The sequence below is a fragment of the Anaerocolumna jejuensis DSM 15929 genome, assembly GCF_900142215.1.
GTDB classification, from domain to species: domain Bacteria; phylum Bacillota; class Clostridia; order Lachnospirales; family Lachnospiraceae; genus Anaerocolumna; species Anaerocolumna jejuensis.
Window position 1 is genome coordinate 26,940 of sequence record NZ_FRAC01000016.1, and the last position, 23,098, is coordinate 50,037.

The following is a 23,098-nucleotide window of genomic DNA, read 5'->3' on the forward strand; positions in this document are numbered from 1 at the left end:
TGAATTTATACAAATTGGGAGTAGGGGAGGCTTTTACTTTATTTAATGCTGATAACATATTATCCCGTATCCCATCGGTTACATGGGTGTAGCGGCACATCGTTCTGCCCTGAATGTATTGTAAAACGTATCGACAGGCAAAATAGGTTAAAAAATGTTTATCTCTCACGTTTACATTTGTAACTTATTTTACTCTTTATATAACGAATGCATTCAAAGCGAAATTAAAAATTCAATTTTTTTAAAAATGGTGGCTGGGTGGGTATGTGAAAAAATCATTAAATAATTACTCAAAACAGTATAACAATTAGGGAGTTGTTAAGTCTGTTTATCCCTTGGGTAAAATTTAATGGCAAAAAATCAATTATGCGAGGAGATTAATTATGCCAGATTTATCTTTAGGCACCGCTGGTGCAAAAATAATCAAGGATTCTGAGGGATTTTGCTTGAAATTTTATGCAGATCCCAATGGGTATCCAACAGTTGGATGGGGACATTTGATAACAAAAAAGAAAAAATATACCGCAAATACGACAGGTGATCCAAATGATTCTATTCTAACTAAAAAAGAAGCTGATGATTTATCAAAATTTTTAAAGTTAGATTATACCTCACCAATTTCACAAACTAAAGCAGATGACTTATTCTCTAGTGATACTTCAGATGCTGTAGACGATGTAAATGCGTTAAAGCTTCCATCAGGTGCTAAATTCTCACAGTCTCAATTTGATGCGCTGGTTTCGATGAGATTTAATTGTGGTATTGTAGTGCTAAAATCTAATGATGTGGTAACTATGCTTAAAGAACCAAAGATATACCCAACTTACGCAGACAAGCTTTCAAAAACTGAAAGTGATAAGTGTTCAAAATTAGTCAGCAAAGCATTCTCATATGACGAAAGTTTAAAAGAGAGGAGAAACAAAGAAGCAACTTTATTTTGTAGCGGCCAGCAATACACCCACAAATACCCAGTATATTCATTGTAATTTGTAAGTGTTTAAAGTATGTCATATATAAAAAGAATTCCGGTATGGTACAATTAGCACGCTAACCTCGGAGTTCTTTTTTATTTACTTTCACCCTGCATTTCTAGCAATGCCTTTGACTAAGGCAGATAGGCATCTATCAATTCTGGATTATTGGATATGAGAAGTCAGATACACCAAAGATCACTTTGATGCTTAATTCATTTAATCAGAGACTCTTTCAAGCTCAAAAAAGGTTGCTTCTATCACCAAGATAAGTCGGCTGTTATTAACAATCAAAAAACTTAAAGGTATAGAAAGCTCGGTGGAAGAGTCTGCTACTCCTATATATTTAACTTCATCATTAGGATTTAAGTCAGGGAATTCTGTTTTAAATTCTCTATAAAAAGAATCCTCGTCATAGGATATAAATTCAATATCATAAATTGGATTTTCTAGTTCATATTGATAATTAGTATAGTTTTCTAATCCTTTTGACGAAAAGAAGTCTTCATTTATTTTAATCTCATCTCCAATAATTTTTTGCCCTGTTGGATATTCAGAAGCATCATTATATGAATTAGCAAATCCCAAAAGTTTTTCAACCTTCCAAGGTCCATAAAAAAATTTTTCAGTTTTACTATCCAAATCCTTACTTCCAACAAATGGTTCGGGTATGTTGGTTGGAGTAATATTATCATCTTCTTTGTCTGCAGGTGGTGTACTACTATTTGCATCTTGATTTTTAATATTACTAATTGTATCAGAAGTGACCTTTTTTCCACAACTTATAGCCGTAATACAACAAATCAAAATGAAACTTAAAAGAATAAATTTTTTTAGCATTATATTGCCTCCGGTTGATTTTTACACAATTATACTATAATTAACATGATTTATCAATTTCTATTAATGGTATTATTTTCTATATTAGCTAGTTTGTCTATTTTCTTTTTACATGTTTTCTAATGTAATACTGTAAACAACTCCCTCCCAATAACTCTCTCGCCCAAGCAAAATCAGCCACCCAGCGATTCTCAAGGGGATATTTCCTTAAATCCGCAATCCGGGTGAGTAAATCCATCTATTTTTCGCAAATTATCCTTGAATTTATCGTTGACATACAAATAAGAGAACAGCGCCTGGTCATAACAACCAAGCGCTTTCCTCTAAATAGTTATTCTGCACACGAATGGATTAGATCAATGTCAATCTAACTAAGTCATGTTGTAAGACATTGTTTCCTTCCTGTGGGTCAAATTGAATAGCACTAAGTCCAAAAACATTTGTAACAACATCTTTATCTTTAGGATGGGTTATTCTAACTTCATAAGCAAATGTCGTAGCAGGAAGCTCAAATGATCTAAATGTTCTGTATTGATTAGGTGGTATTGTCTGAGTTGTAGGATCAGCCATCGGTAATAAAACGGGTGAACCTGATGACCAGTCAAACATTTGAACAGATACTGTTCGGGAATCATCAGGATCAACATTCATCGCTTCAACAGTAAGAAATCGCGTACTCGAGTGCCTTCGTAACACACCAGTTGATAAAATATCTTCACATAGACTCAATATAATCTTTCTTTTCATTTTCAATTCAGGCAAGTACCTATAATAGTATATGTTTCGACAAAAAAATTGCTATTGACAAGCAGGAAAGGTATAAATAGGATAATTACAAGGGTTACAGGCATAAAAAAGACACCCTTGAGGGTGTCTTAACATAACCAGTATATACTTGTAAGCCTTGTAAATTCTTATTTAAAGTATTTGTCTAATAATCCTTTGAATGCTTTTCCATGTCTAGCTTCGTCACGAGCCTATGGCTATTTATAAGGATTTCAAGGCTGTATTTTACAAATACACAGTGTTTTACACAGCTGTCATACCCTTTATGTACTAGTCTGCGTTATAAGGATGGGTATATTTATTTTCTACCCCCACCATAAAATGTTGTTCGTACAGTGTTATGCTTATTCGTTTTTTCAACTGGATGAGACTATGTACGAATAATATTCTATTTTCATAGTTGACTTTGACGTTAAGTCAAGTGGTACAATGGATTTATCAAATACGAATTGTGGGTGATGTTATCATTCAACGTGTTTTGGACGATTTCTATAATGAAAGCGATTATGATGATTTTGCCTTTGCAGGGGGATTATTTGCGGTGATAAATCTTTATCTTGATGAGGATTTAGGCGAACGGTTACGCTCTCTTATAAAAAGTTTTAACGTTAACAAGTTTTATGAGATTGATTACACTCATGCGGGAGAGTTGCGCCACCCCGCTATGTTGGAAAAACTTATTTCACCGGATGAAAGACGGGAGATTGTCGCTATGCTTGTACCGGTGAAGAAACGACTTGACTTTCCGTGTTGATATAGAATTTCGTCAGTCTGATAAGGGTGGAAGTGGTATTGTTGTTTACCATGGTGAAGATATCGGGTATCATACAGGCGACCTCGGTAATATGGGCTTTGGTATCAACATGGGTAACAACGCTAAATCAGTTGGTGCAGGCCGTCAGTTTTCATCAACCGATTTTTGGGTTTCACAGCTTGCTGATTCGCCGAAAAATATAATAAAGAAAGAGGAACTGCTTATGATCACAAAACAAAGCAACAACATCATCCCTGTCATACATCGACTTGTTACCGATGAATTTGGCGAAAACTACTGGCTTAACGGCTGCGCTAAATATGTGATGGAATGCCTCGGCGAATCGGACTATGACTACTGGTTTTTTGCGGGGTTGACTGGCGATATATTCACACAGCACTACACCTATACTAAATCTTCGGACGATGCCTTATCGAGCTACATGATGGAGGAAAATCCCACTAGATTCATTGAGGACATCTATGCTCGTTGCGGATACGCCGCTACCTATGTTTCCAATCCGGACATACGAAAGAATACCGAGATGTATTTACAAACGCTGATAGCCTATATCGACAAGGAAATCCCTGTTATTAAATGGGGAAACCCGGAGGGAGTGTTTGTCGGATATGAGGATTACGGTAAGGTTTTGCTCTACATCACGGGCAACAGTAACCAGCCGGAACGGCTGGCGCTGGAAAAAGCGATACAGGGAGAAGCACTCAGCGGGTGGATTTTTGTAGGTGAGAAAAGGGAAAGCCGCTCGCTTGCGCAGCTTTACTGCGAGGCAATATGCGAAATACCACAGCACCTAAGTGTCAAAACAGACACGTATTGTTTTGGTGCGGAGGCATTTAGATTATGGGCAAGAGATATTGAAAATGGCAAGTTCGATGGAATGACAGTCGAAGAATTTGATACTTGGGCTTACTACACCAATTATGTGTGCGTTCTCGCTACTAATGGGAGTTGCTGTTACGGATTTTTAGACAAGGCAAAGGAGCTTAATTCCGACTTTATATTTATTGATGAGGTTAAAAAATTATATACTCGAACGGGACAGATATGGAATAATGACAATGGCAATGATTTAGAAGCACTCGGCGGCGGGTTCAATGTCACGCTGGAGGTTTTGCAGAACAAGGAAAAACGCGCCAAAATCATTGCGAAAATCCGTGAGTGTGGGGATTGTATTGATAAGATCGTAGAAGTTATCGAAAAGTTTACCACCAAATAGCACTTATGTCCGTGCACACCCCAGAAAGGTAACCCACCTCTGCTTAAAAGTTTTTATTTAGTCGTTTTCAATCATACGCTGTGTATAAATACTGTGTACTGATGTTCATAAAATAAAACGTAAGTTTCTATGCCCAATATTATATACAACCGCTATAGCAAATAAAGACACCTTTTCAGGTGTCTTTAAGTTATCTATATAGCTGTAATCCTTGTAAATGCTTATTTAAAGTATCTGTCCAGTAATCCCATAAAGGCTTTTCCGTGTCTTGCTTCATCTCTTGCCATTTCATGCACGGTGTCATGGATTGCATCTAAGTTAGCAGCCTTTGCACGTTTTGCAAGGTCTGTCTTGCCAGCGGTAGCACCATTTTCAGCAGCAACTCTGAGCTCAAGATTCTTCTTGGTACTGGAAGTCAGCACTTCGCCTAAAAGCTCTGCGAATTTAGCAGCATGCTCTGCTTCTTCGAAAGCAGCCTTTTCATAATATAGACCAACCTCAGGATATCCTTCTCTATGTGCTACTCTTGCCATTGCTAAGTACATGCCTACTTCACAGCATTCTCCGTTGAAGTTATCTCTTAAATCCTTTAAAATATCTTCACTGACACCTTGTGCAACACCTACTACATGTTCGGAAGCCCAGGTGAAATCATCGCTTTGTTCAGCGAACTTGGAAGCGGGTGCCTTACAAACGGGACATTGCTCCGGTGCAGAATCTCCTTCATGAACATAACCACATACCTGACAGACAAATTTCTTCATTTCAATAATCTCCTTTGATATTTAATATTAGTAATTGTTATTGATATTATAATACACTATTGATTATTGTTTGTCAATAGTGAAATTAAAAATTATGTTATGACAGTTTGAATTTATGTAATAAAAATATTGATTCAAGTGTCAATTGTCTAGCTTGTTAAAAGTATACTTGGGGTATAAAAATACACTCAGCTCCATGATAGTCACTTCGTTGCATTTTTATACCCCAAGTATACCTAGAGAAAGGCTGAGATTAATATCTAGAGAAAGGCTGAGATTAATATCTAGAGAAAGGCTGAGATTAATATCTAGAGAAAGGCTGAGATTAATTTATAGAGGAAAGCTATGATTAATTTGAAATAGATGTTTAGATAATTTATACATAAAAAAGCTCCGGTATCAGGAATATGATACCGGAGGTAAGGGTGCTGGGTAATTATTTCTTGTCTTTTTCCAGGCATTTGCTGCAAATGCCATAAAAGTAGGTTGTGCTGCTTTCAATGCTGCCGTTAAAATTAGCTTTGGCAGTATCCATAAATTGCTCGGATGCTTCGTCCGGCAGGGATATATCTTCAACAGCCGAACATTCTCTGCAAACAAAGTGATAATGAGGTAAGACATTTCCGTCAAAGCGGTCACTGCCGTTACCATAGGATATCTTAATAATGGATCCCTGATCAACCAGGAAGTTTAAATTGCGATAAACGGTTCCAAGACTGATATTGGGATAAATTTTTCTGATATAGTCATATACCATATCTGCAGTTGGATGTTCCTTTGTAGTAGCAAGATAATCCTTAATGGATTCTCTTTGCCGGCTAAACTTTGTCGTTGTCATAGCTCACCTCCAATAACAATAATTATTACTAAGATTAACATATGTGAGCTATTCTGTCAAGAATTAAAATCTACCACCTGCAAGAAACTTATACATTAAAATAAAATGGCATACGGTGCCGCCTATGCAAAACAGGTGAAATATTTCATGGGAGCCGAAATTTTTATGACGGCTGTTAAAGATCGGGAGCTTCAGTGCATATATAATACCGCCCACGGTGTAAATGATACCGCCAGCCAGCAGCCAGTTAAAGCCTTCCATGGGAAGCGTATTTAGCAGGGGTGAAAATGCCAGTACACAGGTCCAGCCCATGGCAATATAAATTACGGAGGATACCCATTTCGGGCAGTATACCCAAAATGCCTTCAGTAAAATGCCGAGGATAGCCATGCTCCATATAATAATAAGGAGGGTTGTTCCAACTTTTCCTTTTAAAGGAATAAGGCAAATAGGTGTATAGGTTCCTGCAATTAGTATAAAAATCATCATATGATCGAATTTTTTTAATATCTTGTTCGTCTTGTCAGATAAATCGAAGGTATGATATACTGTGCTTGCGGTATAAAGCAGTATCATGCTGAGGGCAAAGACTGCAAGTGCAATGATACCGGTCTTATCAGGAGCCTTGGAGGCTTTGTACAATAAAGGAAAAGCAGAAAAGACGGCCATGAGCATGCCGATAAAATGAGTAATTGCGCTTCCCGGATCTTTAGGGTGTTTAATAAATTGAGCCATGTTAATCATTCCTTTCATATCATCATTTTAATAAATGCATTACGTAGTTTTCATTACTACATGTCGTGTTAATTACACTATATCACGTAGTTAGAAAAAATCAAGGGTTTTTTATAAATTTTTTTATTTTTTTTCTTTAGAAAGGTTGGGAGATCAGATGGATATTAGAGTCGGAGATGTAGTAAAGCTTAAAAAACAGCATCCTTGCGGAAGCTATTTATGGGAAGTTCTGCGTATTGGAATGGACTTTCGTTTAAAATGTGAGGGATGCGGTCATCAGATAATGATTCCCAGAAAACAGGTGGAAAAAAATCTAAGGCAATTGATACGAAAAGAAGAGGAAGGCAAAGAGAGTTAATTAAAAAAGTTAATATAGAGATAAAAAATGCTTCCTGTGAGGATGTAAGCTGTAAAGTCCTCACAGAAAGCATTTTTTCAGATGATTATTCCGGATATAAAATTCTATCAGTATTACGGACTAATTCCTGCTGTTTTCTTCCAGCTCCATAAGAGCCAGCTTAATACATCCCATAATACCCTGATTATCATTTAAGGCAGCAGGAACGATATAATGGTCCATATCATCCAGCTGAGGGGTTTTTAAATAGCCGTTTATAAGAGCTGTAACCTGTTCTCTTACCATAGGAAATAGCTGGGTCTGGTGCATAACACCGCCGCCTAATACGATTCGGTGGGGAGACAGGGTCAGGATATAGCCCACAAGAGCCTGAGCAATGTAATAGGCTTCAAATTCCCAGGCCTTATGGTCCGCACCCAGTTCATAAGCCTTCTTGCCCCAGCGCTTTTCAATAGAAGGGCCCGATGCAAGGCCTTCAAGGCATTGTGCATGATAAGGGCAGACACCTGTAAAGGTATCCTCCGGATGACGGCTTAACAGAACATGTCCGGCTTCCGGGTGAAGCATACCATGAAGCAGTTTGCCATTTTGGTAAACGCCCACACCGACACCTGTACCGATTGTAATATAAATACTGCTGGCAAGACCCTTTGTACTTCCCCAGGTAGCTTCGCCTAAAGCAGAGCCGTTTACGTCGGTATCGAAGCCTACGGGTATACCAAGACTCTTCCCAAGAATGCCTGCAATATCGCAGTTTATCCAGGGCAGTTTGGGAGTGGAAGTTATGTAGCCATAGGTTTTTGATGACCTGTCCAGGTCGATGGGACCGAAAGAGCCAATACCAAGGGCCTCAATATTCTTATCTTTAAAATAGTCTATGATTTTAGGAAGTGTAATATCAGGGGTTTCTGTTGGTATGGAAATTTGTTCGAGTATTTCTCCGTTTTCATTGCCGATAGCAAGAACCATCTTAGTGCCGCCGGCTTCTAGTGCACCTAATAACATTATAATGTCCTCCATAGTATATTCATAAGCTATATTTTAACTGAACTTTGGGAAAAAAAACAGTGTTAATTTAGTAATTGTTAAAGATTTTTCATCTTACCATTCCGGAAGTGTTGTGCTATACTTTTCTGAGTAGTAAGTGAAAGGAAGGTTAGTTTGAAAAATGTGTTACATTTTATAAATTTCTAATTAAATAGTATCCTAAAAAGCTTGGGATATGTATAGGGATTAATGTGAAAATTAAAAAGCAATTTTCACACACAAATTTGTGCCTGCGGCTCAAAGTTTGCAGGCTGTGAGAAAGGCATGGTTAATAACATGAGGTATTTTGCAAAAGAAATCATGGTTGAATTAGAAGAAGTGAAGGAACCTGCACTTTTGTGGGGATATATTCCCGATAATTCTGGAGAAATTGAAAATGACAGAGAACATCCGGCGGTGCTGATTCTGCCCGGCGGTGGTTATGAAATGACATCAGAAAGAGAAGGAGAGGCTGTTGCACTTAAATTTGCGTCAGAGGGTATCTGTACCTTTGTACTGAAATATCATGTGTCACCTGCCAGATTCCCGGCTGCCCTTTGCGAAGCATTGACGGCTTTGGCATTTATCAGGGAAAACAGCAGTGAATACCATATCGATAAAGGAAATATCAGCGTATGCGGATTTTCGGCAGGAGGACACCTTGCCGCATCTACAGGGGTACATTGGAACAAGGAAGAAATCTTAAAACTGATCGGCAAGGAGGCTGCTGCTGTCAGACCGGATAATCTGCTGTTATGCTATCCGGTAATAACAAGCGGAGAATATACTCATGAAGGCTCTATGAGGAGCCTATTAGGAGATAAGAGGGAGGATGAGAAGCTGTTTCACTTTAACAGCCTGGAAGAGCAGGTAGCAGCAGACACACCAAGAACTTTTATCTGGCATACCTGGAATGACGATGTGGTCCCGGTAGAAAATACATTGTCATTTATAACTGCGCTGGCTAAGAACAAAGTCGAAGCAGAGGTTCATATTTACCCCAAGGGCTTTCATGGATTATCTCTTGGAAATTATTTAGTAAACGGAGGCTGGAGCTACGGAGAAGACCATCCTTCCTCTGACTGGTTCCAAAAGGCTGTGCGTTTTCTATATGACAAATAGAGCGAAACGGTAAATGCCGACGGAGGATAAGATTTTCCCCTTCCTGGCTGATATACATATCTGTAAACGGATCTGAGCTGCCCATATTTGTATAAGGGATGGTTCAGGTCCGTTGCTTTTTTGTTCTTCTGTCAGAGAGCGGCAGGGGTATAAAGCCTCTTTTCTGAATGTATATCCTCTTCTTAAATTTTCTGTACATTTCAGGATGAATTCTTCCCTTCATGCAAGGTATGAAAGAATTCAGTGTATGAGTAGAAGGATTCAGAAACTTACAGTAGCGTTTATTTGCGAAAAGAAAAGAGGATCAGGATGTATCAGCCATTAAAAATAGGAGAATTAACGGCAAAGCTGCCGATTATACAAGGGGGAATGGGTGTGGGAATCAGCCTCAGCTCTCTGGCAGGAGCAGTTGCAGCCAGAGGCGGAATCGGTGTAATTTCAACAGCCCAGATAGGATTTTCAGAAGAGGGCTATGATAAAAATCCATTGGAAACCAACTTAAGAATGATAGGGGAACACATAAAAAGAGCAAGGAAGTCCGCAGGAGGCGGTATCCTGGGAGTTAATATCATGGTCGCGACCAGGAATTATGAGCTCTATGTAAAGGAAGCAGTCAAAAATGGCATAGATATCATCATATCGGGCGCCGGGCTGCCAATTGAGCTTCCGTCCCTGGTAAAGGGAACGAAGACCAAGCTGATACCGATTATTTCCTCCTTAAAGGGGGCAAGGGTAATCTTAAAGCTATGGGATAAAAAAGAAAAAACGGCACCGGATGCCATTCTGGTAGAGGGGCCAAAGGCCGGAGGACACCTGGGCTTTTCACTGGAAGAGCTGAACAACTATGAGGAAAAGGCTTATCAAACGGAAATTAAAGAGATTGTAAATCTTGCAAAGGAATACGGAGAAAAGTATCAGAAGGATATACCGGTCGTTGCAGCAGGAGGTATTCAGGATAAGAAGGAAATGGAGGATTATTTTTCTCTTGGGGTAAGAGGCATTCAGGTAGCTACGAAATTTGTTACCACGGAGGAATGTGATGCTCATATCCGTTACAAGGAAGCCTATATTGCTTGTAAAAAAGAAGACATTGTAATCGTAAAAAGTCCTGTTGGAATGCCCGGGCGGGCAATAAAGAACGACTTTATCGAAAGGACCTTCCTTGGAAAAATTCCTATAAAAAGGTGTCATAACTGCATTAAAACCTGTGACCCAAAAGAAACGCCCTACTGCATAACGGACGCTTTGGTAAATGCAGCCAGAGGAAACCTCAAGGATGCGCTTATCTTCTGCGGGGCAAATGCCTATCTGGAAAACCGCATGAGAAATGTCGATGAGGTGTTAGGGGATTATTTTGGATAAGGCGGCAGGTGAACAATAGAAAAACAGCATATATAGGATATTGGAAGAAGCTCTATGGCTTTCCTGGTAATACAGTTGAAAGCCATGGGGCTTTTCTGCTATTACAATTTAAAAGCTATGATGTTTTTCTTTTTTTGTTAATGCAGCCTGAAAGCCATGGTGTTTTTCTATTAATACAGCTTAAAGCTGAGTGCTTTTCTAATTCCCCGGTTCAGTGTCAAATGAATACAGAAAACAGTACACGTCATATCTACCGGAAGGGGAAATTCTCATTGGCATACATATTTTCCGACTTTGAATTTCCCTGGAATTTATATGACAGAGAAAACTCCTGGCAATGCTAAAATGTTTTAGCAGCTATGTAGCTAAAATAAGCCTGAGATACATTGACCATGTTCAAAATAGATGCTATAAATAAGCTATAAGCTAAAACGATTTGTCAGGCCGATTCAGGGAGAGAAGGTGATATATTTGGCCAGGGCAACCATAAGGGATATTGCAGTGAAGGCAGGTGTCTCCATAACAACCGTATCTCTGGTATTGAACGGAAAGGAGCTTAGAATTGCTTCGGCGACTAAGAAAAAGATTATCCGGATAGCAAATGAGCTGAACTACCGGCCCAATCAGCTGGCAGTAGGATTGATAACCAAAAAGACCAATACCATCGGGCTGATAGTTCCTGATATCAGCAATACTTTCTTTGGGGAATTGGCCAAGGGAGCTGAAAAGGAAGCGTCCAGTTGTGCCTATAACATCATTCTGTGCAATACCAACGATAATCCCGATAAGGATGTGGAGTATCTGAATATCCTGTTGGACAGGGGCGTTGATGCAGTTATCATGGTTCCTTCCGCCAACAGTGCGGACAGCATGGCAAAGAAATGCTTAACCCTGATGGAACAGTGCCAGAAACCCCTGGTGCTGGTTGACCGTATTAAAATGGGAGAAAAACACACCAGTATCTCCGTTGACCATGAGCAGGGCGGCTATATTGCCACCAAATATCTTATTGAAAACGGCCATACCAGGATAGGCTGTATAACCGGTCCGCTGGGAATGTTAAATTCCAGGCTTCGCTTCCTTGGATATAAAAAGGCATTAAAGGATTCTGATATCCGTTTCCAGGCAAAGTATGTGGAAGAAGGCAACTATCATGTAGAAGATGGGGAAAGACTGGCAGAAGGGCTCTTTGAGAATAAGGTAACGGCAATATTTGCCTTTAACGACCTGATGGCTTACGGAGTATATAAAGCCGCAGCAAAACTTGGCTGCCGGATGCCGGAAGACATCTCGGTGGTTGGGTTTGATGATTTGTTTTATTCAAGCATCATGGAGGTGCCACTTACCACAATCCATCAGCCCTCCTATGAAATCGGAGAAGCAGCGGTTAGAAGAATTGCAGAACTTGTAAAGGACGAAAATACGAAAAAGGAAGCAATCATTTTTAAACCAAAGCTGATTGTCAGAAATTCCGTACAAAATATAAATAGGTAACGGGAGTGAAATAGAAAAATGTATAACAATATAAACCGAGGAGGTATTTTATAAAATGAAGATTTTAAATTTTGGCTCACTGAATATTGATCATGTGTATGAAGTGCCCCATTTTCCCCTTCCAGGGGAAACAATTTCCTCCGCAAGGTACAGCCGATTTCCTGGCGGAAAAGGTCTGAACCAGTCCATTGCCATGGCAAAAGCAGGAGCAGATGTATATCACGCCGGAAAGCTTGGGCATAATTCTGAATTCCTGTTGGAGGCATTAAAAGAGAGCGGTGTTAACACCTCCCTCCTGGATACCACAGGCTCGGAAACGGGTCAGGCAATTATTCAGGTCAACCCGGAAGGAGAAAACTGTATTTTATTATATGGGGGAAGTAATCAGGAGATAACCACGGAATATATAGACCGGGTCTTTGCTTTTCTGACGGAGGATTCAATCCTGGTGCTGCAGAATGAGATTAACAACCTGGAATATATCTTAGTCAAAGCAAGGGAGAGAGGATTGAAGATAGCCCTTAATCCGTCTCCCGTTGACGAAAGGCTTAAGAGCATGGATTTATCAGGAATTACCTGGCTGCTATTAAATGAAATCGAGAGCAGGGAATTGAGTGGCTTTGAAGAACCTGACAGCAGTTTAATGAACCTCTTAAACTGCTATCCCCATATGAAAATTATATTGACTCTCGGAGAGAAGGGGGCTATCTATCAGGATAAAAATACCCGTTACGTCCAGCCGGCATATAAAACCAGAGTAAAGGATACAACAGCGGCAGGAGATACCTTTACGGGATATTTTATAAGCCTTACTGCCTCTGGTTTGGGCATTGAGGAAGCACTTGATATGGCAGCCAGGGCTGCAGCTATCACCATATCAAGAGAGGGTGCCGGCAGTTCTATTCCGAAGTTGGAAGAAGTTAAGAGATATATGCAGGGAAAAGAAAAAGCTGTGAATATAGATATGTGATTGTTAAAGATAAATGTTTAATAAAGATATATATTGTGGATAAAGATACCGTGGAATAGGATATGTGGTGGATAAAGATAAGCAGTAAATAAAGATATGTGGTAAAGAGATATACAATAAATAAAGATACACAATAAATAAAGATACACAATAAATAAAGATACACAATAAATAAAGATATACAATAAAGAGAGATGTACAATGAATAAAGATAAACAGCAAATCAAAATATACAGCACTGTCATTCCTATAAAGCCACAGAAAGGATGAAAACCATGGATAGTATAAAATTATTAAAAAGACTGGAAAAACCCAAAGGGAAAATAGATGTAGTGATTGATACGGATACATTTAATGAGATAGATGACCAATATGCATTATCTTACCTGATAAAATCAGAAGATAAGCTGAATTTAAAAGCCATCTATGCGGCACCTTTCTTTAATGAGAAATCAGAAGGTCCGGAAGACGGGATGGAGAAAAGCTATCAGGAAATCATGAAGGTCCTGGAGCTTTGCGGGAGAGAGGACTACGAAAAGCTTACCTTTAAGGGCTCCGGAAATTACCTGGCTGATGAAGAACAGGCAGTGGATTCACCGGCTGCCAGAAATCTGGCAGAGCTTGCCATGGAAAGGGAGGAGGAGAATCCTCTTTATGTAGTGGCAATCGGAGCCATTACAAATGTTGCCTCCGCCATCCTGCTGAAACCGGAGATTATTGAAAGGATAGTGCTCGTATGGCTGGGAGGAAATGCCCATGACTGGACGGACAACAAAGAATTTAATCTCTATCAGGACATTGCAGCCGCACGTGTAGTCTTTGGCTGCGGAGTTCCTCTGGTGCAGCTTCCCTGTGCAGGAGTGGTATCATCTTTTCGTACAACAGGGCCGGAGCTTGAATACTGGTTAAAGGGCAAGAACAGACTATGCAATTATCTGGTCGAAACAACGGTACAGGAAGCAGAAAAGATGGAAGAGAGCAGCTGCTGGAGCAGAGTCATCTGGGATGTTACGGCAGTAGCCTGGCTCCTTGACGGGGACTTCATGCTGGACAGAATAGAGTATAGCCCCATACCGGAGTATGACCACCACTATGCTTTTGATAAGACAAGGCATATAATAAGGTATGTTTATTCCATCAACAGGGATAAGCTTTTTGAGCATTTATTTAGGACGTTGGCAAAATAAAAGGGAATCCATAGAACGCTGGATATAGTAAAAATAGAGACAGATAAAAGCAGAATACATTAGAATTTGCTTTTATTTGTCTCTGTTAAATTAAGCTTGAATTAAAAAATGGGATATTGATTGAAATTTTTGGATAAAATGGTATAATTTGCATGTTGTTTAAAAATAGCGAATAATTGGGAGGAAAATTAATGAACAAAGTATTAAAAAAATTTATAGCCTGTGCAGTAGTATTCATAGCAGTATTTTCACTGTCACAGATCACTGCTGCGGCAAATCCGAATGATACTACTACAACTATCGGTCTGGATAAACGGGATAATTATGAGGACTTTGAATTTGATATGCCAAAGGACGGAAAAGTTAAAATAAATGCCCAAATATGGGACAAGGGTACTGTTCCGGGTATACTAACTGTTGCAATCCAAGAAAAATATGGTGAAGGCTCACCAAAGGTTAAAGAGTTTACAGGAATCACTGCCATAGCACCGCTTACTGATTTAGAGGTGGAATTAAGCGAAGGAAAATATTATATCAGTTATAAATTAAGCAATGCAACGGGGGATCTCAAAGATACAAGTATAGCTTTGAAATGCACTGCGGAAGTACTGACTACAACAGTTGTGAATATTCCAGAGTTAAAAGTGAGCAGCATCAACTCCTTTGATGAACTTACAAATAAGGGATATAATGAATTGAAGTTCGGAGACGGAGTACAGGAAAGTGATAAGAATATCGTGGTTCCCTTTACCGTTAAAAATGGAAGCGGCGTTTATATTACCATGCTTTCTAAAATGAGTAATTTTGATGAAATAACAGGAACGATATATAAGGATAAGGAATGTACAAAAGCTGTCGGAAAGAGCTTTATGCTTGATACAGTAGATGAAAATGCAAATTATATAAGAACCTTATCAGGCAGCGGTACCTATTATATAAAGTTTACCCTCGAAAATGATGAACGTGAATCAGTGGGAGAAACAAAATTTCTTGTAAAGCTTTATGATCTCAATGGAGCCGACAGAGTAATTTCTATTGGCAAGCCTACACTTTCTTATCAGGATAAGTCAGGTAAAAAAATCAATTATAAAGTAACAGTAAAGAAAAAGTGTATACTGGTTGCAGATGTAAACACAGCTACAGCTTCCCAAAGTGAAGCAGCAAGCTTTCGATTGCTTGATGGAAATAAAAAACCAATAACGAAAGTCAGCAAAATTGCAGGGGATATTGATGAGGATAATAAAGAATCCATGCTGGTAGAAAAACTTTACACGGTAACAGCAGGTACCTACTACATTCAGGTGACTGCCTCGAGCAGTGTATACCAATTTAAGGCAGGAACCGCCAGTGTAACTCACAATGCAGGGTCCAGTAAAGCCAAAGCCAAGCTTCTTAAAATTGATAAAAACCTTGGTACGGGATATTTTACTTATGCAGACAAGACTTCAAAAGCAGATTGGTATAAGTTTAACGTATCTTCCTATCAGTATGTAGAACTCTATATGGCATATTATCTGGATGGGAAATTTGATTATGAGATTATGAACTCAAAGGGGAAGTCAATATACCGTTACAGTAAGAATTTTACGGGGTTAGAAGGAGCTTATTACATTTGGTATGGAAATTATTTGGAAAATGGAACTTATTATGTAAAGGTACATAAAGTGGATATTTCAAGTTCTGTTTCTTATGCATTTAGTCTATCAAATACACCACATAAAGATTAAAAGAATAAAAATTATTTATCATAAAGAATGAGTAAAGAGCTTGCTGCAAATTTGATTTTAACTATGAAGCAGCAGGCTCCTTTTAACTTACTTTTCTATTAGCAGCGCATGACAATGAGATATATTTTAAAATTTATTTTAGAAGGTGAACTGCGATATGCAAGGGCATTGTTAAAGATATAAAAAATTCTTGCCAAGCTTCACAATATATGTTAAAATATATATTCGTGATATGTTATACATTATTTTCCTTGCTCTTTCCACACAAAGGGATTTATACAAATCCGTCTATGTCAAATGCCGCTGCGGCAATTTGAGAGAAAGGGCCAGAGACCAGAAGGAGGTGCAGACAACTATGAACCAATATGAATTAGCCTTAGTTGTAAATGCAAAAATCGAAGATGAAGCCAGAAATGCAACAGTGGAAGCCGTAAAAGAACTTATTACAAGATTCGGCGGCAACATCACTAATGTTGATGAATGGGGTAAGAAGAAATTAGCTTACGAAGTTCAGAAAATGAAAGAAGGCTTTTATTATTTTATCCAATTCGATGCTGATTCAACATGCCCAGGCGAAGTTGAAGATCGTATTCGCATTATGGAAAATGTAATCAGATTCTTATGCATTAGACGGGACGCATAGTAAAAGGAGGTATTCCTTAGTATGAATAAAGTCATTTTAATGGGTCGTCTTACAAGAGACCCGGAAGTAAGGTACTCCCAGGGAGAGAACTCCACAGCAGTTGCCAGATACAGCCTGGCGGTAGACCGCAGATTTAAAAGACCTGGTGAAGCAGATGCCGATTTTATCAATTGCGTAAGCTTTGGTAAATCAGCAGAATTTGCAGAAAAGTATTTTAAACAGGGAACCAAGATTGCTGTTACTGGAAGAATCCAGACAGGAAGTTACACCAATAAAGATGGGCAGAAAGTATATACAACAGATGTTGTAGTCGATGAACAGGAATTTGCAGAGAGCAAAGGTTCATCCGGTGCCGAATCCGGTTATCAGCAGACTCAGAGGCCGACACCCAGCCAGGCAGTCGGAGACGGTTTTATGAATATTCCCGACGGACTGGACGAGGAGCTGCCATTTAGTTAAAGCATAAAGAATTATGTGAGAGTAATCAGTTATTTATTGGATAAGGAGGTCAAGTCATGGCATATAATAAAAATGACAGAAACGGCAATAGAGATGATAAAGGCGATTCCCCTATGAAAAGAAGAAATACCCGCAGAAGAAAAAAGGTTTGCGCATTCTGTGCGGATAAGAATCATACAGGAATTGATTATAAGGATGTAAATAAATTAAAGAGATACGTATCTGAAAGAGGTAAGATTCTTCCCAGAAGAATTACCGGAAATTGTGCAAAGCATCAGAGAGCTCTTACTGTAGCTATCAAGAGAGCCAGACATATCGCTTTAATGCCTTATACACTGGATTAATCCCAGTAATATCAAAGGTTTCATAGGGCGTGTAGTGTTGTAGTTTACGACTTGTACACGTTTTGAATAGGTAATAAAATAGCCGTTACACTGCTTAGAGTGAATATTTCACTTGAGCCGTGTAACGGTTTTTTAATTATAAGAAAATTTCTTTATTCGAAAACAGTGAATAGTAGGCTTGAAATCAAAAATGGTATGTAAGAAGAGGGAAGGTGCCCAAATAGTACAAGTTTCTTATGTAAATGTACTGGGACGATTGTCACATATTGGACGAGGTGATATAATAAGGTAAATATAACACTCATAATATTGATATATACAATTAAGATAATGACGATAAACTTATTACTACATATGGGGGAAATGATATATGGCAATCGTGGAAGTAATTAAATATAACGGAGCACCGAATGTATTTGCATGGAAATATCCAAGTGAGGAATTAGGCACCTGGACGCAATTAATTGTAAATGAATCACAGGAAGCCATTCTGTTTAAAAGCGGGAAGGCATTGGATGTCTTCGGCAGTGGAAGGCATACACTGGATACTGCAAATATCCCTATATTGAATAATATAATTAATCTCCCGTTTGGTGGAAAATCTCCCTTTACTGCAGAAGTATGGTATGTAAATAAGGTTTACTCTTTGAATATTAAGTGGGGTACAACAACTCCAATTCAGATACAGGACCCTAAATATGGAGTTTTTATACCGGTTCGCTCTTATGGACAATTTGGTATCCGTATAGAAGATTCTAAGAAATTCCTGATAAAATTAGTCGGAACATTAAATGTCTTTGATGATAATAATATATTGCAGTACTTTAGAGGATTGTATCTGACAATGGCAAAGGATACCATTTCATCATATCTCATTCACAAGAAGATAAGCGCATTGGAAATTAATGCATATCTTGAAGAAATGTCCAATTATATAGTGGAACGGATTAAACCAGCCTTGGATGAGTACGGTATCGGTTTAGTGAATTTCTATGTAAATGATATTAATGTACCGGAGGAGGATGAGGCAGTAAAGACATTGAAGGACGCATTGGCTAAGCGTGCTGAAATGAATATTATAGGTTATGATTACCAACAGCAGCGTTCCTTTGATACACTGGAGAGTGCAGCAAATAACCAGGGTGGAATTTCCTCCGGTATAATGGGTGCCGGAATGGGTTTAGGAATGGGAATTAATGTGGGAAACGCAGTTGGTACCCAGTTTGGTTCTATTTCAACGGCACTGGATACAAAGGGTGGTAATAAGAAGGAGTGTGCGAAGTGTCACGCGGTAATGGAAGCAGGTGCTCGTTTTTGTCCTTCCTGTGGTAATGATACTGTTAAAACGGAACCTGAGAATAATAATATGATAAAATGTAATAATTGCGGGGCAGTTTATTCTGAAAATACAAAATTCTGCCCGGAATGCGGAAATAAATACAACCCGTGCCCTAACTGTAAAGCAGATTTACCGGATGGGGCGACCAGTTGCTCCAGCTGCGGATACGAATTACCGGTTCCTTGTCCGAAATGCGGCAATCCTATTAATAGAAAAAAACATAAATTCTGTCCGGAATGTGGTGCTTCTTTAGCAAAGAAATGTCCAAAATGCGAAACTGCAATTGAAGGCAGCCCCAAATTTTGTCCGGAATGTGGAGAAAAGCTAAATTAAGGGGGAAATGGGATGAAAACTCGGAATAGAAATGTAATAGGTTTTATTAGCTTTATTCTTATTTTGATTACGATTGCATTGTTTTTCATACTGACTGAGAAAAGAGTATTCATCGATTGGTTAGGCATTGGCTTCATTATAGCAGCCGAATTAATACTTATGACTGGACTTCTATTTATACAGAGAGAGAGGGGAGAACAGGAGCGGACTGTTTTATATGCCGGAATGAATAGTGCCATTGGACTTTATACCATTCTATCCATTATTGTTTCAGTCCTTTTTATGGGGCTTTTCAGAGAGGATGCAAAATATTTGCTTCTGATTCAGATTGTATTAATTGCAGCTTATTTAATTACCGTTGTATTAATATATAATATCAGCATTCACGTGGGTAAGGCTAATGCATCTGCCGTATATTCTGTTAATAAGATGCAGGAGCTATTAAACAGGATAGTAATGCTTCGGAATATCAATAGAAATGGTGCGCTGGTTCAGAAACTTGACAAGCTTTATGATGCAATTCGTTTTTCTGACGTATCGGCAACAGTAAAAACGGATGAAATTATTGCTGGTAAGCTTACAGAGCTTCAGATACTGATAGAAAGTGATACGGAAGAAACGGCCGAAGCAGCTGGAAGTTTAATTGATGATGTTATGGTTCTTATAAAACAGAGAGCAGCGGAGTTGAGTATAATTAAGGCAGGAGGAATATAAAGTGTCTCAGGATAAAAAAGTAAAAAGAAAGCTTTTTTTTAATAGTGCCATTGGCTTACTTCAAATTATGGCAGGAGGCTTTTTTGCATTTATTTTCGGAATTACATTATTAGGGTGCTTCTTTACTATGTTTGGTCCCAAAAAGACGACAACAGTAGGTGAGACACTTGTCATTCTGATTATATTTGTCTTATTTACTTACATGCTGTTAAGAGGCTTTCGTCGAAGAAGACTGAATAAGATATATTATGTTTATACACAGCAGCTAATGAAGAACTCAGCCTTTTCCATTGAACAGTTAGCTGCTGCATTAAGGATGCCGTTGGATTCAGTGAGAAAAGACATGGAAGAAATGGTTAAAAAGGAACTTATAGACATAGATGATAATAATTATAATCAATATTATCAGGATTATGAAGCTGAGGAACCAACATATGCATCAGATACTAAATCCAATATCAGAAAACCAGCCAGCGAGATGATATCCGATGAATACTTCGAGGTAACCTGCAAAAACTGCGGAGCATCCAGTAAGGTTTTAAAAGGTTCTGCTGTAATTTGCGAATATTGTGGGTCGATGCTGAAAAGCGAGTAAGATAGATTTATGGGAAGTGGAAGTATTATGTCAATATTTAAAAAGAGTAACAATAATATAAGTAAAACGGTCAGAGCGCAGACAGTCATTGTGAATGGTAAAGTAGTATCTGGTAATGATCCTGAAGCAAAAGCCGTGATGGATGACATGCAAAGGGGATTTAGTGAAAAGTTTAGTGAAGGTAATTAGCTGGTATTTCGAATACAGTTGAAGTAACAAGGGCAGAGATTTCTTCACCTTCGTTTGAAAGTCAGACAAGGGTTTTTGAGTGTAAAATTTGCGGGGCCAGGAATACGATTATTCCGGGAGCAGATGCGGTCTGTGAGTATTGCGGATCTGGTCTGAAATAAATGAGAGATTTGTTGTTTGTAGGTTGTTAGTCTGCATCCTTTTTACCCGTTCTGAATAAGATATAAAATAGCCGTTGCATAACTTAGGTTGTGCAGCGGTTTTTTAATACCTCACTTTCCACTGGATATTTAAATAAGATTACCTTTTAAATTTTTTCTTCCTTTCGTTGATGTTTTATATTGACAAAAAAGAAAGAATGAAATATACTACCAATTGTGATTGCATACAAAACTAATATGAATTGTATGAATTGATAAGAAACCCGGACGTTTAAGGCGCCTGTTTAATTTTAGCATGGAGGACAAAAAGAATGAAAAAGATGAAAAAGTATCTTTCTTTGATACTTGCAGGAATTCTGGTGACAGGGTTACTTACAGCCTGCAGCAGCGGAAAAACGGAAGTTGCGACAGCAGGAGGAGAAACGGCAGATACATCCGGTACGACCGATACCAGTGATACAACCGGTGCGGCAAAAGGCTCGGGTGACAGCGTACAGGAACTGAATTTAAGAGCATCTGCCTTTGGAAATAATTACGATGTTCAGGATATGGGCTGGCGTTGGATGATGGCAGAATGCTATGAAGGTCTGCTTCGTGATGTGGGAGGAGCTGACGGAGATAAGTATGAGCTTGCAGGTGCGGAATCCATTGATGTGTCTGAGGATGGACTTACCTATACCTTCCATCTGAGACAGAATGCAAAATGGTCTGATGGTAAGCCTGTTACAGCAAATGATTATAAATACGGATGGGACCGTTTGTTAGATCCCAGCAAGGGATACAGTTATGCAGCATTTATTTTCAATATTGTAGGTGCCGAGGAGTATTATAACAAGAAAGGTTCTTTGGATGACGTGGCAATTAAGGCTTTGGATGATTATACCTTTGAAGTGAAATTAAAAGTGGCAGATCCTACCTTTGAATCAAAGCTGGTTGCAACCCCTCTCTATCCCACCCGTCAGGACGTTGCGGAGGCAGCCGGTGACAACTGGGGTAAGGACTGGAAATTAAACATATATAACGGACCATATGTTTTATCAGACCTTGTGGAAGATAACAAGATGGTCTGGACGAAAAATAAATATTACTGGGATGCGGACAATGTAAAGCTGGAAAAGGTAAACTGGTTCGATGTTGCGGAAGACGCGACGGCAGCTACCATGTTTGATAACGGTCAGCTGGATGTAATTAACGGCGCCGGTGATTACATCAAGAAGTATGATGAAGAAGCAAAAGCTGGAAAGATACAGTCTCTTGCAACGGAATATCCCGGGACGGCTATGTTAAGCTATGAATTACAAAACGGCGGAAAATCCGGCTTAATGAAAAATGCCAATATCCGTAAAGCTATTTCCTACAGTATTAACAGAGATGAAATGGTCGGAGCGGTTTATGGAAGGTATACACCTGCCTACGGACTCATATCTCCGGCAATTACCTTTAATGAAAAGACCTACCGCTCTCAGGCTGAAGAGCCGATTAGTACCGAATATAAAGAATATGCAGGAGATAAGACAAAACTGCAGGGACTTTTCCAGAAGGGTCTGGATGAGCTGGGAGTGAAGACTCCAATCAGCGATGTTACTGTCGTACTGTTAACCTATGGTTCAACTACCCAGAACCAGACAGAACGTGAATATATCAAGCAGTCTCTGGAGCAGAATCTGGGAATTAAGGTAGAACTGAACACCGTAGGTGATTCTTCTCTGTTTACATCAGAAAGAGATGCCTTTAACTTTGACATCATGACTGCCGCCTGGTACAGTGACTATAATGATCCTTTGGATTACCTGGATATCTTTAGAACCGGTGTATATCATTCCTATGGGTTATACTCCAACACAGACTATGACGCTTTGCTGGACTCCTTATCCGGTCTTAAGGATAACTCAAAACGCCTTGAAATCTATCAGAAGCTGGAAAATAAATTACTTTTGGAAGACTGTGCGGCTGCACCTCTGTATTATGCCGATAACCATTTTTATATTCAGAACTGGGTAAAGGATTTCCATACATCTTCTTTTGGAGCCAGCCAGGAAGTGTACCATACATCTGTCTCCGGCAAATAAAAGTTATACATTGGGAATTGCAAAAAAGGGCTGGAGGTGAATAGCCCTTTTTTGCTGTATGTAAACATAAGCAGTTATTTT

The 23,098-nt window shown here is 38.9% G+C and carries 24 protein-coding genes; 18 read left to right on the forward strand and 6 right to left on the reverse strand.

Features of this window, described 5'->3' with window-relative positions:
• Positions 1–383: 383 nt before the first annotated feature.
• Entirely contained in the window at positions 384–986 is a 603-nt protein-coding gene (locus BUB77_RS15890) for a lysozyme (RefSeq protein WP_073277680.1), read from the forward strand.
• A gap of 204 nt (positions 987–1,190) precedes the next feature.
• Here BUB77_RS15890 and BUB77_RS15895 read toward each other — a convergent pair whose 3' ends face one another.
• Together BUB77_RS15895 and BUB77_RS15900 are read right to left on the reverse strand one after the other, a co-directional pair.
• On the reverse strand, positions 1,191–1,811 hold the full coding sequence (locus BUB77_RS15895) for a hypothetical protein (RefSeq protein WP_073277682.1): 621 nt from the start codon (positions 1,809–1,811) through the stop codon (positions 1,191–1,193).
• A 351-nt stretch (positions 1,812–2,162) separates the two neighbouring features.
• Complete coding sequence (locus BUB77_RS15900) at positions 2,163–2,558, reverse strand: hypothetical protein (RefSeq protein ID WP_073277684.1); 396 nt, start codon at positions 2,556–2,558, stop codon at positions 2,163–2,165.
• 490 nt (positions 2,559–3,048) lie between these two features.
• Between BUB77_RS15900 and BUB77_RS15905 the strand changes: the two genes are divergently transcribed.
• Complete coding sequence (locus tag BUB77_RS15905; RefSeq protein ID WP_139241206.1) at positions 3,049–3,351, forward strand: hypothetical protein; 303 nt, start codon at positions 3,049–3,051, stop codon at positions 3,349–3,351.
• Entirely contained in the window at positions 3,335–4,588 is a 1,254-nt protein-coding gene (locus tag BUB77_RS15910) for a hypothetical protein (RefSeq protein ID WP_073277688.1), read from the forward strand. The genes BUB77_RS15905 and BUB77_RS15910 overlap by 17 nt, the downstream gene beginning before the upstream one ends.
• Positions 4,589–4,809: 221 nt before the next feature.
• Here the strand turns inward: BUB77_RS15910 and BUB77_RS15915 are convergent, their stop codons facing one another.
• The 3 genes from BUB77_RS15915 to trhA all read right to left on the reverse strand — a co-directional run bounded on the left by BUB77_RS15915 (position 4,810) and on the right by trhA (position 6,925).
• Complete coding sequence (locus BUB77_RS15915) at positions 4,810–5,352, reverse strand: NADH peroxidase (RefSeq protein WP_073277690.1); 543 nt, start codon at positions 5,350–5,352, stop codon at positions 4,810–4,812.
• Between the two features lie 436 nt (positions 5,353–5,788).
• Positions 5,789–6,190 (reverse strand): Fur family transcriptional regulator, encoded by a 402-nt coding sequence (locus BUB77_RS15920; RefSeq protein WP_073277692.1) that lies wholly within the window; start codon positions 6,188–6,190, stop codon positions 5,789–5,791.
• Positions 6,191–6,253: 63 nt separating this feature from the next.
• Entirely contained in the window at positions 6,254–6,925 is a 672-nt protein-coding gene (trhA, locus tag BUB77_RS15925; protein WP_073277694.1) for a PAQR family membrane homeostasis protein TrhA, read from the reverse strand.
• Between the two features lie 157 nt (positions 6,926–7,082).
• On the opposite strand from trhA, the gene BUB77_RS15930 reads away from it, so the two are divergent.
• Positions 7,083–7,283 carry a DUF951 domain-containing protein gene (locus BUB77_RS15930; RefSeq protein ID WP_073277696.1) on the forward strand — a complete coding sequence of 67 codons (201 nt, stop codon included), beginning with the start codon at positions 7,083–7,085 and terminating at the stop codon, positions 7,281–7,283.
• 120 nt (positions 7,284–7,403) lie between these two features.
• On the opposite strand, the gene BUB77_RS15935 is transcribed toward BUB77_RS15930, so the two are convergent.
• A complete protein-coding gene (locus tag BUB77_RS15935; RefSeq protein ID WP_073277698.1) occupies positions 7,404–8,288 on the reverse strand; it encodes an ROK family protein in 885 nt (294 codons plus the stop codon).
• Positions 8,289–8,594: 306 nt separating this feature from the next.
• Here BUB77_RS15935 and BUB77_RS15940 point away from each other — a divergent pair, with 306 nt between their 5' ends.
• The 14 genes from BUB77_RS15940 (at position 8,595) to BUB77_RS16005 (ending at position 23,017) form a co-directional block, all read left to right on the forward strand.
• A complete protein-coding gene (locus BUB77_RS15940) occupies positions 8,595–9,431 on the forward strand; it encodes an alpha/beta hydrolase (RefSeq protein ID WP_242962530.1) in 837 nt (278 codons plus the stop codon).
• A gap of 309 nt (positions 9,432–9,740) precedes the next feature.
• A complete protein-coding gene (locus tag BUB77_RS15945; protein WP_073277700.1) occupies positions 9,741–10,793 on the forward strand; it encodes an NAD(P)H-dependent flavin oxidoreductase in 1,053 nt (350 codons plus the stop codon).
• Between the two features lie 462 nt (positions 10,794–11,255).
• Complete coding sequence (locus BUB77_RS15955) at positions 11,256–12,287, forward strand: LacI family DNA-binding transcriptional regulator (RefSeq protein ID WP_084124336.1); 1,032 nt, start codon at positions 11,256–11,258, stop codon at positions 12,285–12,287.
• A 55-nt stretch (positions 12,288–12,342) separates the two neighbouring features.
• Positions 12,343–13,257 carry a ribokinase gene (locus BUB77_RS15960; protein WP_073277706.1) on the forward strand — a complete coding sequence of 305 codons (915 nt, stop codon included), beginning with the start codon at positions 12,343–12,345 and terminating at the stop codon, positions 13,255–13,257.
• Positions 13,258–13,532: 275 nt separating this feature from the next.
• Complete coding sequence (locus tag BUB77_RS15965) at positions 13,533–14,444, forward strand: nucleoside hydrolase (protein WP_073277708.1); 912 nt, start codon at positions 13,533–13,535, stop codon at positions 14,442–14,444.
• A 191-nt stretch (positions 14,445–14,635) separates the two neighbouring features.
• Positions 14,636–16,171: a hypothetical protein gene (locus tag BUB77_RS15970; protein WP_073277710.1), complete on the forward strand. Its 1,536-nt coding sequence runs from the start codon at positions 14,636–14,638 to the stop codon at positions 16,169–16,171.
• Positions 16,172–16,526: 355 nt separating this feature from the next.
• Entirely contained in the window at positions 16,527–16,814 is a 288-nt protein-coding gene (gene rpsF, locus BUB77_RS15975) for a 30S ribosomal protein S6 (RefSeq protein ID WP_073277712.1), read from the forward strand.
• 21 nt (positions 16,815–16,835) lie between these two features.
• On the forward strand, positions 16,836–17,273 hold the full coding sequence (locus BUB77_RS15980; RefSeq protein ID WP_073277714.1) for a single-stranded DNA-binding protein: 438 nt from the start codon (positions 16,836–16,838) through the stop codon (positions 17,271–17,273).
• Between the two features lie 56 nt (positions 17,274–17,329).
• Positions 17,330–17,617: a 30S ribosomal protein S18 gene (gene rpsR / locus BUB77_RS15985; protein ID WP_073277716.1), complete on the forward strand. Its 288-nt coding sequence runs from the start codon at positions 17,330–17,332 to the stop codon at positions 17,615–17,617.
• 370 nt (positions 17,618–17,987) lie between these two features.
• Positions 17,988–19,289: an SPFH domain-containing protein gene (locus tag BUB77_RS15990; protein WP_073277718.1), complete on the forward strand. Its 1,302-nt coding sequence runs from the start codon at positions 17,988–17,990 to the stop codon at positions 19,287–19,289.
• A gap of 12 nt (positions 19,290–19,301) precedes the next feature.
• Entirely contained in the window at positions 19,302–20,003 is a 702-nt protein-coding gene (locus tag BUB77_RS15995; protein ID WP_073277720.1) for a hypothetical protein, read from the forward strand.
• Position 20,004: 1 nt separating this feature from the next.
• Positions 20,005–20,598, forward strand: a complete 594-nt coding sequence (locus BUB77_RS16000; RefSeq protein WP_073277722.1) for a hypothetical protein — start codon at positions 20,005–20,007, stop codon at positions 20,596–20,598.
• 27 nt (positions 20,599–20,625) lie between these two features.
• Entirely contained in the window at positions 20,626–20,787 is a 162-nt protein-coding gene (locus BUB77_RS29950; RefSeq protein ID WP_170866668.1) for a hypothetical protein, read from the forward strand.
• 472 nt (positions 20,788–21,259) lie between these two features.
• The gene (locus BUB77_RS16005; protein ID WP_073277724.1) at positions 21,260–23,017 is read left to right on the forward strand and encodes a peptide ABC transporter substrate-binding protein; all 1,758 of its coding nucleotides are present in this window, start codon (positions 21,260–21,262) and stop codon (positions 23,015–23,017) included.
• Positions 23,018–23,098 lie beyond the last annotated feature (81 nt).

Excerpts from the sequence above, each read along its gene's own strand:
- rpsF (WP_073277712.1), top strand. The coding sequence starts at position 16,527 with ATGAACCAATATGAATTAGCCTTAGTTGTAAATGCAAAAATCGAAGAT.
- BUB77_RS16005 (WP_073277724.1), top strand. The coding sequence starts at position 21,260 with ATGAAAAAGATGAAAAAGTATCTTTCTTTGATACTTGCAGGAATTCTG.
- BUB77_RS15900 (WP_073277684.1), bottom strand. The coding sequence starts at position 2,558 with ATGAAAAGAAAGATTATATTGAGTCTATGTGAAGATATTTTATCAACT.
- rpsR (WP_073277716.1), top strand. The coding sequence starts at position 17,330 with ATGGCATATAATAAAAATGACAGAAACGGCAATAGAGATGATAAAGGC.
- BUB77_RS15945 (WP_073277700.1), top strand. The coding sequence starts at position 9,741 with ATGTATCAGCCATTAAAAATAGGAGAATTAACGGCAAAGCTGCCGATT.
- BUB77_RS15980 (WP_073277714.1), top strand. The coding sequence starts at position 16,836 with ATGAATAAAGTCATTTTAATGGGTCGTCTTACAAGAGACCCGGAAGTA.
- BUB77_RS15935 (WP_073277698.1), bottom strand. The coding sequence starts at position 8,288 with ATGTTATTAGGTGCACTAGAAGCCGGCGGCACTAAGATGGTTCTTGCT.
- BUB77_RS15920 (WP_073277692.1), bottom strand. The coding sequence starts at position 6,190 with ATGACAACGACAAAGTTTAGCCGGCAAAGAGAATCCATTAAGGATTAT.
- BUB77_RS15895 (WP_073277682.1), bottom strand. The coding sequence starts at position 1,811 with ATGCTAAAAAAATTTATTCTTTTAAGTTTCATTTTGATTTGTTGTATT.
- BUB77_RS15915 (WP_073277690.1), bottom strand. The coding sequence starts at position 5,352 with ATGAAGAAATTTGTCTGTCAGGTATGTGGTTATGTTCATGAAGGAGAT.
- BUB77_RS29950 (WP_170866668.1), top strand. The coding sequence starts at position 20,626 with ATGTCAATATTTAAAAAGAGTAACAATAATATAAGTAAAACGGTCAGA.
- BUB77_RS15960 (WP_073277706.1), top strand. The coding sequence starts at position 12,343 with ATGAAGATTTTAAATTTTGGCTCACTGAATATTGATCATGTGTATGAA.
- BUB77_RS15970 (WP_073277710.1), top strand. The coding sequence starts at position 14,636 with ATGAACAAAGTATTAAAAAAATTTATAGCCTGTGCAGTAGTATTCATA.
- BUB77_RS15940 (WP_242962530.1), top strand. The coding sequence starts at position 8,595 with ATGGTTAATAACATGAGGTATTTTGCAAAAGAAATCATGGTTGAATTA.
- BUB77_RS15995 (WP_073277720.1), top strand. The coding sequence starts at position 19,302 with ATGAAAACTCGGAATAGAAATGTAATAGGTTTTATTAGCTTTATTCTT.
- BUB77_RS15965 (WP_073277708.1), top strand. The coding sequence starts at position 13,533 with ATGGATAGTATAAAATTATTAAAAAGACTGGAAAAACCCAAAGGGAAA.
- BUB77_RS15990 (WP_073277718.1), top strand. The coding sequence starts at position 17,988 with ATGGCAATCGTGGAAGTAATTAAATATAACGGAGCACCGAATGTATTT.
- trhA (WP_073277694.1), bottom strand. The coding sequence starts at position 6,925 with ATGGCTCAATTTATTAAACACCCTAAAGATCCGGGAAGCGCAATTACT.
- BUB77_RS15890 (WP_073277680.1), top strand. The coding sequence starts at position 384 with ATGCCAGATTTATCTTTAGGCACCGCTGGTGCAAAAATAATCAAGGAT.
- BUB77_RS15930 (WP_073277696.1), top strand. The coding sequence starts at position 7,083 with ATGGATATTAGAGTCGGAGATGTAGTAAAGCTTAAAAAACAGCATCCT.